The sequence below is a fragment of the Arthrobacter sp. B10-11 genome, from assembly GCF_033142195.1.
GTDB classification, from domain to species: domain Bacteria; phylum Actinomycetota; class Actinomycetes; order Actinomycetales; family Micrococcaceae; genus Arthrobacter; species Arthrobacter oryzae_C.
In genome coordinates this window covers 1,207,454-1,217,702 of the sequence record NZ_JAWMTH010000001.1, presented here as the reverse complement: position 1 = coordinate 1,217,702, position 10,249 = coordinate 1,207,454, and the positions used below count along the sequence as shown (strand labels likewise).

General features: G+C 65.4%; 8 protein-coding genes. 3 read left to right on the top strand and 5 right to left on the bottom strand.

Annotation, left to right across the window (positions count from 1 at the left end):
- The first annotated feature begins 233 nt into the window (after nt 1-233).
- A complete protein-coding gene (locus RW112_RS05665) occupies nt 234-1,187 on the top strand; it encodes a hypothetical protein (RefSeq protein WP_317780786.1) in 954 nt (317 codons plus the stop codon).
- Between the two features lie 112 nt (nt 1,188-1,299).
- Here RW112_RS05665 and RW112_RS05660 read toward each other — a convergent pair whose 3' ends face one another.
- From RW112_RS05660 to RW112_RS05645, 4 genes are all read right to left on the bottom strand, one after another.
- Nucleotides 1,300-3,507, bottom strand: a complete 2,208-nt coding sequence (locus RW112_RS05660; protein ID WP_317780785.1) for an alpha-galactosidase — start codon at nt 3,505-3,507, stop codon at nt 1,300-1,302.
- A gap of 176 nt (nt 3,508-3,683) precedes the next feature.
- Nucleotides 3,684-5,024, bottom strand: coding sequence for a sugar ABC transporter substrate-binding protein (locus RW112_RS05655; RefSeq protein ID WP_317780784.1), 1,341 nt, complete (start codon nt 5,022-5,024; stop codon nt 3,684-3,686).
- Nucleotides 5,025-5,071: 47 nt separating this feature from the next.
- On the bottom strand, nt 5,072-6,004 hold the full coding sequence (locus RW112_RS05650; protein WP_317780783.1) for a carbohydrate ABC transporter permease: 933 nt from the start codon (nt 6,002-6,004) through the stop codon (nt 5,072-5,074).
- 13 nt (nt 6,005-6,017) lie between these two features.
- On the bottom strand, nt 6,018-6,974 hold the full coding sequence (locus RW112_RS05645) for a sugar ABC transporter permease (protein WP_317780782.1): 957 nt from the start codon (nt 6,972-6,974) through the stop codon (nt 6,018-6,020).
- Between the two features lie 216 nt (nt 6,975-7,190).
- On the opposite strand from RW112_RS05645, the gene RW112_RS05640 reads away from it, so the two are divergent.
- Nucleotides 7,191-8,393, top strand: coding sequence for a Gfo/Idh/MocA family protein (locus RW112_RS05640; RefSeq protein ID WP_317780781.1), 1,203 nt, complete (start codon nt 7,191-7,193; stop codon nt 8,391-8,393).
- A gap of 5 nt (nt 8,394-8,398) precedes the next feature.
- Nucleotides 8,399-9,427, top strand: coding sequence for a LacI family DNA-binding transcriptional regulator (locus RW112_RS05635; RefSeq protein ID WP_317780780.1), 1,029 nt, complete (start codon nt 8,399-8,401; stop codon nt 9,425-9,427).
- A gap of 18 nt (nt 9,428-9,445) precedes the next feature.
- On the opposite strand, the gene RW112_RS05630 is transcribed toward RW112_RS05635, so the two are convergent.
- On the bottom strand, nt 9,446-10,237 hold the full coding sequence (locus tag RW112_RS05630; protein ID WP_305942180.1) for a DeoR/GlpR family DNA-binding transcription regulator: 792 nt from the start codon (nt 10,235-10,237) through the stop codon (nt 9,446-9,448).
- Nucleotides 10,238-10,249 lie beyond the last annotated feature (12 nt).

Below are 10,249 nucleotides of genomic sequence, written 5' to 3'. Positions count from 1 at the left end.
CGTGACCGCCTTGCGCTGGCTCATCGTCAAACCCATCCCTCAAGGATGTCCGCACCACGGCATTCCCGGACCTTTTCAGGTGAGGCAACGTATCCCGCTCCACGGACCTTTCCTATGAGTCAATGCGGCCTCTGGCCACCCTTCGCCGCGGTGCCTAGACTTGAAGGACCATCGTGCGGAGCTCCCGTACCGGTCAGCTCGCGCGAAAAGCCCGATCTGGAAAGAGCGTCATCATGCGCTGCAAAAATGTGGATTCAGGAACAGCAATTCGCCGTGCCGCCGTGGGACTGGTTGCCCTCGCAGCACTCATCATTCCGGCACCCGTAGCGTCCGCCGGCCCGCCGTCGACGAAGGGCGATGACAAGGTCATTGAGCTTCCCGGCGCTTCGTCCGCCGAAGGCATTGCCGAGGGCGAGGGCACCACCTTTTTCGCCGGGGACCTGTTCAAGGGGGACATCTTCCGCGGAGATACCCGCCGCGGAACTGCCAGGCTTTTTATTGATGTTCCGGACGGCCGGATGGCCGTCGGCATGAAAGTGGACGTGGAGAACGGCCTGCTCTTCGTTGCCGGCGGCACCAGCGGCCAGGCCTACGTCTATGACACCGACTCGCGGAAGACTGTGGCCACCTACCAGCTGACCCCCGAGCCGGCGTTCATCAACGACGTCGCCGTGACGCCCCGCGGGGCGTGGTTCACCAACTCCATGAAGGGCGAACTGTACTTCGTCCCGGTTGACCGCAGTGGCAAGCCGGGTGACGAGGTCCGGACGCTCACGCTCACCGGCCCGGCTGCAGAGACTCCCGCCGACTTCAACCTGAACGGCATTGCGGCTGTCCGGGGCGGCCGGACACTGATTGTGGCCCACACCGCGAACGAGGCCCTGTATACGGTGGATCCGGGCTCCGGCGTCAGTTCCGAGATCACTGGCATCAAGTTGCCCAACGTGGACGGGATTGTGGTGAGGGGGAACACCCTCTGGGCTGTGCAGAACATGATCAACCAGGTGAGCCGCGTCCGGCTGGACTCCCGGCTGGATTCCTTCGAAGTCAGGGACGTCATCACCAGCCCTGACTTCCAGGTCCCGACGACGGCGGCCTTGTTCGGCGACACGCTCGCCGTGGTCAACGCGAAGTTCGGCGTTCAGGGAGCCAACAAGTACGAAGTGGTCCTGGTCGACGCCCGCTAAGCGGACTTTGGACGCCCGCAAAGCGCCCGAAAAAGCAAGGTGGCCTGCCGACCGGGTTTGTGCCCGGCCGGCAGGCCACCTTCGGAGGCTGTGAACCTGCACAGCGGTGTAGTTATGAGGCGGTGAAGCGCAGCAGCAGTGCGTGTTCCGGGTTGAGGACGGGCATCGGCAGGCCCACCTCGGCCAGGAACCGGCCGCTGGCTTCCGCACCGGCGGCCAGCCAGGCCGGTGGCTGCGCCTGGATGAAGTTGTGCGCGTAGTCCGCGTCGCCGGGTGTCGGGAAGATCGCTTCAACGCGGTAGCTGCGGTCCTGGTCCAGGCCCGGAATGGTGATGCGTCCCGGACGCTCCGCGAACGAGGTCCTGGTGCTGACCAGCGCGAACAGTGCTGCCGTGTCTCCGGTCGCCGGGGTGCCCTGGGAAACGACGCCGTGCAGCATCAGCGAATCGTCGGCCACGTCAGCGCGCACCATCCGGCCGGAGTGGATCAGGCCGCGGTGCTCCTTGTAGAGGCCGATGAACCGCTTGAGTTCCTCCCGTTCGGCGCCGTGGACCTGGCGGACGTCCCATTCCAGGCCGAAGTGCCCGAAGAATGCCGTGATGGCGCGGAACGAAATGTCGTGCGTGCGGGCCGTGGTGTGGGAGGTGGTGGGACCGATGTGGCCGCCCACGAGCTCCGGCGGCACCACCAGCCCGGTCCAGCGCTGGATGGTCTGGCGTTCCAGGGCGTCGTTGCAGTCCGAAGCCCAGATCCGGTCGGTCGTTTCCAGGATCCCCAGGTCCACGCGGGCGCCGCCGGACGAACAGCTCTCAATCTCCAGGCCCGGGTGGGCCCTCTTGAGCTCGCCAAAGAGGCGGTAGGCGGCCAGTGTCTGCTCGTGCACGGAGGAGCGCCCGGCGTGGCCGTGCTCGGTCAGGTCCCGGTTCTGGTCCCACTTCAGGTAGCTGATGTTGTTCTCGCGGAGCAGGGCGTCGATGCGGTTGAAGACGTACTGCCAGGCCTCGGGATTGACAAGGTCGATGACGTGCTGGTGGCGCCAGGTCAGCGGCAGGCGGCCGCCGTCCTTGTGGGAGCGTGCGGCGGGGCCGACGATCCATTCCGGGTGGGCGCGTGCCACGTCGGAATCCAGGTTGATCATTTCCGGCTCAACCCAGAGGCCGAACTCCATGCCGCGGGAGGTGACGGCGTCGATCAGCGGGGTGAGTCCGTCCGGCCACAGGCCTTCGTCGACGTACCAGTCGCCCAGGCCGGCCTGGTCGTGCCGGCGGCCGCGGAACCAGCCGTCGTCGAGCACGAAGCGTTCCACGCCCAGGTCCGCCGCGGAATCCGCGAGTTCGATCAGGGTGCCGAGATCGTGGTTGAAGTAGACGGCCTCCCAGACGTTCAGCACCACCGGGCGGGCCTTGCCGGTGCCCGCATTAGCTGACGCCGCGGGCAGCACATGGTGCGGACGGTTCCTGAACCAGCTGTAGAAGGATTCGCTGATGCCGTCCAGGCCGCGGTCCGAGTACGCCGCGAAGAGGGCGGGAGTGGTGTAGCTGCCGTTCGGCTGGAGGACCACTTCGGCGGGGCCCAGCAGTTCGGAGCCGCCGATCACGGTGCGCCCGTCCCCGATGGTGTCCGCGAACTGTTCGTGGTTGCCGCTCCAGGCAAGGTGGGTGGCCCAGACCTTGCCGTGGCGGTTGCCGAAGCCTGCCGTGCCGGCGGCCAGCAGCAGCGAGGAATCGTGGCCGGTGCGGCCGTGCCGTCCGGTGCGCACCCATGTGCCCTGCTGGATGGCGCGGCGCTGCGGGTGGCGTTCGCGGCACCAGCGTCCGGTCAGGTCAAGGAGTTCGACGGCGTCAGGAGCCACCGGCAGGACGGTGGCCAGCTCGTCGAGCTGAAAGGGTGAGGTCCCGGTGTTGGTGACGGTATGGCGCATTTCCAGCAGGCCGCCGTCGTGCAGTTCCAGCGTGGATTCGACGGTGATGCCGGCGTCCGGATCGGACTGGACGATCACAGCTGAATTCCCGACGGCGGAGGTTCCTCCCGTTTTGACCCCTGCGACGCGGAGGCGGACGGAGAAGTCGTAGCCGGGGACGCCGTCGGCGATCCGGTGGCCACGGAGGGCCGGCCGTCCGCGCCAGCTCGAGGATGCCTGCGGCAGGAGCCCGGCGGGGACGGTGGCGTCGGCGGCGGAGGGCGGGATGGGTTCGCCGAGGATGGCCAGATCGGGCAGTGTTGCGCCCAGGTCGGCACCCCAGTGAATGACCTCGGCCTCCCCGCTGTCGAAGCTGATCACCAGGCTGGTGCCGGCGGAGCGGAGGTGCAGGGGGTTCATAAGGGGTTCTCTTTCGTTGTGGCGGGCGTCCGGTGACGCTGCCGGCGGGGCTCGTATGGTGGGTTCTGTATGTGTGTTGGGAAAGGTGTGTCCCGGGTGCCGCCGTTTCGCGAGGAGGAAACGGCGGCACCCGGGGCTGTGACTGCGACCACTTACGCAGCCACGTCAGGGTGGGCCTACTTGAAGAGGGCGTTCACCTGGTTGTTGGCTTCGGTCAAGGAGCTGGCAGGCTTCTTGCCGGAGAGCACGGCGTCCATTGCAGGCTTCATGATGCCATCCACTTTGGCCGCTTTGTCCGCGATGGGGAAGAGGAAGGTGGTGCCTTCCTTGACGTGCGTTGTGAAGGCCGAGACATCGGTGCCCTTGGCTTTGAACGCCTCGGCTGCCTTCTCGGAGGAGCTGGTGATGGCAGGGAAGACTACGGCCTTTGAGGCCACGACGTCCTGGCAATCAGTGGAGGCGAGGTATTCAACCCACTTGACGGATGCGGCCGGGTTTTTGGTGCCTGCCCAGACGGAGTCGGCCAGGCCGTTGAACATGCTGGCGCGCTTGCCGTCAGGCCCCTTGGGGGTAGGGGCGAACGCGGTTTTCACGCCCTTGTAGGTCTGGTACTGGCCGATCAGCCAGTCGCCGGTGGTGTTGATGGCCGCTTTGCCTGCGCCGAAGTTGTCAGCCATGCTGGCGCCGACGGTAGTTTCGAGCTTGGGCATGTAGCCCTTCTCGATGAGTCCGGCCCACCATGCGATGGTCTCCTGGAACTTCGGGTCGTCGTAGTTGAACTTGGTGCCCCAGGGGTTCTTGTCCGTGTGGGTCCACCCCGTGGTGGCGCTCAGGAAGCTCCATTCGGTCTGGCCCTGGCCGGAGCCGCTGCCCGCCAGGCCCAGCCCGTAGGTGGCCACGTTGTTCTTGTCGAAGCCTGCCTCGTCGCCGCGCACGCCGTTCTTATCCACGGTCAGGTGGGCGATGGCCTTCTCGTAGCTGCCGCCGTCCTTCGGGTTCCAATCCAGGCTGGCCATCTGCTCGGCGCTGATGCCTGCGGAGTCGGTCAGGGCCGTGTTGTAGAACAGGCCGACGGTGTCCCAGTCCTTGGGCAGGCCGTAGCGCTTGCCGTCCTGGCCGACCCAGAGCTCGGGAAGGCCCTTGGTGTAGCTGTCCAGTTTGATGCCGTCCTTGGCCACGGCTTCATCGAGGGAGAGCAGCTGCTTCTTGGCGGCGTACTCCGGGTACTTCGAGAGGTGGTTTGTGAAGACATCCGGGGCGGTGCCGGCGACAAAGCCGTTGGTGAGGGTGGTCCAGTAGTCGTCCCAGCCGCGCTGGGTGATCTTGACCTTGATGTCCGGGTTTGCCTTGGTGAAGTCGTCAGCGCACTGCTGGTACGCGGGGAGCTGGTTGGCGTCCCACAGCCAGTAGTTGATCTCGCCCTTGGCCTCGGTGGAGGCGGGACTTCCGCCGCCACAGGCGGAGAGGGAGAGCGCGATGGCTGCGGCGACAGCTGCGGCGCCGATGGTTTTTTTCATGATGGACCTTTCGAGGGTGTTTCAGGGGAGGGGTGAGGTGAAGGGGGTTACTTGATGCCGGAGAAGCCGATGGAGTTGACCACCTTCTTGCCGAAGGCAATGAACAGCAGGAGTACGGGGATGGCGGCCACCAGGGTTGCGGCCATGAGCCCGGTCCAGTCGGGGGCGCCCTGGGGGGACTGGGACTTGAAGACGCCCAGCCCCACAGTGAGGACGCGGACGCTCTCGTCCTGGCCCACCAGCAGGGGCCAGAAGTATTCGTTCCACTGGCCGATGAACGTCAGCAGGGCCAGGGTGGCCAGCGGCGCGGCGGCGTTGGGCAGGACGATCTGGAAGAAGATGCGGAGGTGCTTGGCGCCGTCGAGCATGGCGGCTTCCTCGACTTCCCGGGACATGCTCAGGAAGAACTGCCGCAGGAAGAAGATGGCGAACGGTGTCATGAACAGGAACGGCAGCGTCATGCCGGCGAACGTGTTGAGCAACCCCAGGTTCTTGATCATGAGGAAGTTGGGCAGTGCGGTGAAGATCGGCGGGACCATCATCGTGGCCAGGAAGAGGCTGAACACCACGTTCCGTCCGGGCCAGCGGAGCCGGGAGAAGGCGTAGGCGGCCATCGCGCTGAAGAAGACCTGCCCCGCGGTGGTGACGGTGGCGAAAATGACCGAGTTCCGCAGGTAGAGCCAGAAGTTGATTGCCGCTCCCGAGCCTCCCTCTGCGATGGCCTCTTCCGGGGTCTGCATTCCGAGGACCCGTTTGAAGGCTCCGAGGTTGAAGTCAGCGGGCAACAGGTTGCTGGCATTGGAGGCCAGTGAGGCATTCGTGGACAGCGCAGTGCGGAGCATCCACAGGAAGGGCGCCACGGTGACTGCGACTGCGACGGCGACCAGGGCCCAGGCTCCGACACGGCGCCAGTTGACCGGCTTCTTATGGACGGGAGTGCTATTGACGGACTTCTTGCGGGTGAGTGTGGAGGTGCTCATGGCTGGGGTTTCCTTAGTCCAGATCCGATTCGTTGCCCTTGAGGAACTTCATTTGCACGAAGGCCACCAGGGCAAGAATGAGGAAGAGAATGACGGACAGTGCCGATGCGTAGCCGAAGTCCGATTCGCCGAAGGCCTTCTGGTAGATGTACATCTGGATCACCCGGGAGGCGTTGATGGGTCCGCCGCCGGTAGTGACGGCCACGGTGTCGAACACTTGGAATGAACCGATCACGGTGACCACCAGCACCAGCACCAGGACGGGGCGCAGGAGGGGCATGGTGATGCTCCAGAAGGTCCTGGTGGGAGAAGCGCCGTCGAGTGACGCAACCTCGTAGACATGGTTGGGGATCGACTGGAGGCCGGCGAAGAGCAGCAGCGCGGTGTAGCCCATGTGGCGCCAGACGTTCACGGCCGCGATCGTGGGAATGGCCCACTGTTCGCTGCCGAAGAAGGCGATGCGCGGCAACCCCATCCAGCTGATGATCTCGTTGACGATGCCCATCTGGTAGTCCAGCATCCAGAACCATAGGAGCGCGACGATCACATTGGCCACCAGGAAGGGCAGCAGTAGCGCGCCGCGGATGAACGTGGACTTTGCAACCCGGTGCATCAGGAGTGCCAGGCCGAGGGCGATCACGGTCTGGAATCCGATGTTCAGCCCGACGTACTGGACGGTGACTGCCATGGCGTTCCAGAACAGTTCATCGCCGAGCATGGCGCTGTAGTTCTTGATGCCGATCCAGGTGGGCTCACCCAGGATGCTGTACTCGGTGAAGCTGAGGTAGACGCCCCGGATGGTGGGGACCAGATAGAAGAGAACAAAGCCGATCATCGCCGGGAAGATGAAGAACAGGGCGACCTTCATGTCGCCGAGGCGGTTGGTGAGGCTCCTGCGGGCGGACTTCCCTGCCTTGGGGAGTCCGGCCCGGGCTGCCGGGTCCTGTTGCTGCTTGGTAAGGGTGGTCATCTTCGACCCTTTCCTGACTGTGATGTGGGTAACAACTGAAAATGAATCTACACGAGTAGATACAGTGCTGCAAGCTTTTTTTCCTGCAAACATTGAAAGTCGCACTTACACTCGTCTAATTCGTTGACTCGAGTAGATTGTGGTGAAAGACTCTCGGTAAGCCCATCAAGGGCCTTTCGCGCCCGGAACTGCGGGCCAGCCAGGGAAAGGTAAACAATGACGTTTTCAATCGGAGTAGTCGGCGTCGGACAGTTCGGCGGCCATTTCGCCCACCTCTTCAAGCTCCACCCGGGAGTCAGCGAGGTTTACGTCGTCGACGAACGGCCGGAACGCGCGGCCGCGGCGCACGAACGCTGGGGGCTTGACGGCACCAAGGCGAGCTTCGAGGAGCTGCTGGCGTCCGACGTCGACGCCGTCGCCATTTTCACGCAGCGCTGGACCCACGGGCCCCTCGTGGAGCGGGCGCTGCGCGCCGGCAAGCATGTCTATTCGGCCGTTCCGATGGCCGTTTCGGAGGAAGAGATCGAGCGCATCATCGAGGCCGTGAAGGAAACCGGGCTCGTCTACGCCATGGGGGAGACCAGCTACTACAACCCGGCGACGGTCTATGCCCGCAACCAACACGCCGCCGGCAAGTTCGGCCGGATCTTCTACAGCGAAGGCGACTATGTCCACGACATGGACCTCGGATTCTATGACGCCTACCAGTACAGCGGCGGAGACGCATGGAAGTCGACGGCGAGCTACCCTCCGATGCTGTACCCGACGCATGCCATCGGCGGTGTCCTGGGTGCGCTGCCGTCCCATGCGGTGAGTGTCAGTTGCATCGGCGTCAAGGACGACCGCGAGGACGGCGTCTTCGACAAGGAAGTCAGCATGTTCGGCAACGACTTCTCCAACGCCACCGCGCTCTTTGAGCTGAACGACGGCGGTGCCATGCGCACCAACGAGATGCGCCGCGTCGGATACCCGTCCCACATCCGTGAGTCGCGGTTCCGCTTCTTCGGCACCGAGGCCAGCTTCGAGCAGCTCGCGAAGGTCACGGTGTGGCAGGACAAGGAGAACGTCCACGACATCTCCGAGCAGGTGGAGACCAAGCCCAGCATCCCGCTCGATGACCCCTCGCTCGCCGACATCGCACCGGAACTGCGTGATGCGTTCATCTCCGGCCTCGCCCCAGTTCACGACCGCGGACGGCTGCCCGAGGAATTCCGCGGTGCCCCGAACGGCCACGAGGGAAGCCACCAGTTCCTGGTGGACGATTTCGTGACCGCAGTCAACGAAGGAACGCTGCCTCCGGTCAATGCCTGGGCAGCCGCGCGGTTCACCCTTCCCGGGATCGTGGCCCATGCCTCGGCCCAGCAGAACGGCGCACGCCTCCCCATCCGCGATTTTGGCGACGCTCCGCAGGGTGGATAGCTAGCATGTACTCCATGACCACTTCCGCAACTCACCCGCCCCGAGGCCCGGTAACCCGCAAGGATGTTGCCCGCTATGCAGGCGTGAGTACGGCGGTGGTCAGCTACGTGGTTAACGGCGGGCCCAAACGGGTTGCGCCTGCCACTGAGGCGAAGGTCCAGGACGCGATCCGCGTCCTGGGCTACCGCCCCAACGCCGCGGCGCGAGCGCTCAAACTGGGGTCCAGTGAGACCATCGGCCTGATCATCCCGGACAACAGCAACCCGTTCTTCTCCCTGCTGGCGCACGCTGTGGAGGACGCCGCCGGCGAACTCGGCTACGCGCTGTTCCTGACCAACTCCGACGGCGACCTCGCCAAGGAACGGCGGCACATCCGCAACCTGGCCGCCCGGCAGGTGGACGGCGTGGTGCTGGCGAGCGTCCTCTCCGAACCGGACCTCGCGGACCTGGAAGCGGCAGAAATTTCCTCGGTCCTGTTGAGCCACAGCGAGAGGCCCGCCGGCGTCACGAGCGTCGGCGTGGACCTCGCCGCCGGCGCCCGCACCGCCGTCGAGCACCTCATCGGCCACGGCCACACCAACATCGGACTCGCCATGGGTACCACCACGGCGAACGAGGCCGATGACCGCGAACAGGGCTGGCTGCAGGCGCTCAAGGCCGCCGGCCTGCCTGAGGGCCCGATCGCGCGCAGCGCGTTCACCCGGGACGGCGGCTACGCGGCAGGAAAACGTCTGTTGGCATCGGGGCACCGGCCCACCGCCATCTTCGCGAGTTCGGACATGCAGGCGGTGGGCATCCTCCGTGCCCTGCATGAAGCGGGACTCACCGTACCTGGGGACATTGCGCTGGCCGCGTTCGACGGCTCGGTGGAGGCGGAATATTCGTGGCCCCCGCTGACCACCGTGGAACAGCCGGTCCGCGCCATGGCTGACGCCGCGGTGCGCGCGCTGGTCGGTGCGGGCCGCGGCGAGCCGCCCCGCCACCACGTCTTCCCCACGCGGCTGCTGGTCAGGCAGTCCTGCGGCTGCCCGTAGAGCTTTCCGGCAACACCGCTAGTCCGCGTCGACGATCCGCAACCGGCTGACGCTTTCCTGCAGGATCCGCCGCGCCTCCGGGCTGAGGCCGGCATCGCTGATGACCTCGTCCGCCTCCTCGAACTCCGCGATGGTGCTCATGCCCTGGGTTCCCCATTTGGTGTGGTCGGCCACCACCACCACCTTGCGCGAGGCCGCCACGAACGCGCGGTCGGTCTCGGCCTCCAGCAGGTTGGGGGTGGTGAAGCCGGCATCGGGATCCATGCCGTGCACGCCCAGGAACAGCAGGTCCAGGTGCAGCTGCTTCAGCGCCGCCGTCGCAATCGGTCCAACCAGCGCGTCCGACGGCGTGCGTTCGCCGCCGATCAGGATCACCGTGGACCCGTACCGTCCGGCACCGGAGGAGGAGCCGTGATGGAACACGTCGGCTATGCGGATGGAGTTGGTCACCACGGTGATGCGCGGTCCGTTGACCAGTTCCTTGGCCAGTGCCCACGTGGTGGTTCCGGCGCCCAGCCCCACTGCCATCCCCTCATGGACCAGGGATGCCGCTTCCAGGGCAATGGCACGTTTCTCCGCCGTGAGCTGCGTGGATTTCTGTTCGAAGCCGGGCTCGTGGGTGCTGGCGTCGCCGGGCAGCTTTGCACCGCCGTGGATCCGCTCCACCCGGCCGCCTTCCTCGAGCAGCTCGATGTCCCGCCGGACGGTCATGAGCGACACACCAAGCTGCTGGGCCAGGTCCGAGACCCGGACCACCCTTTCGCGCTGGACGGCGTCCACGATTGCCTGATGGCGTGCTGCGGGGAGCATGGAATTCCTTTC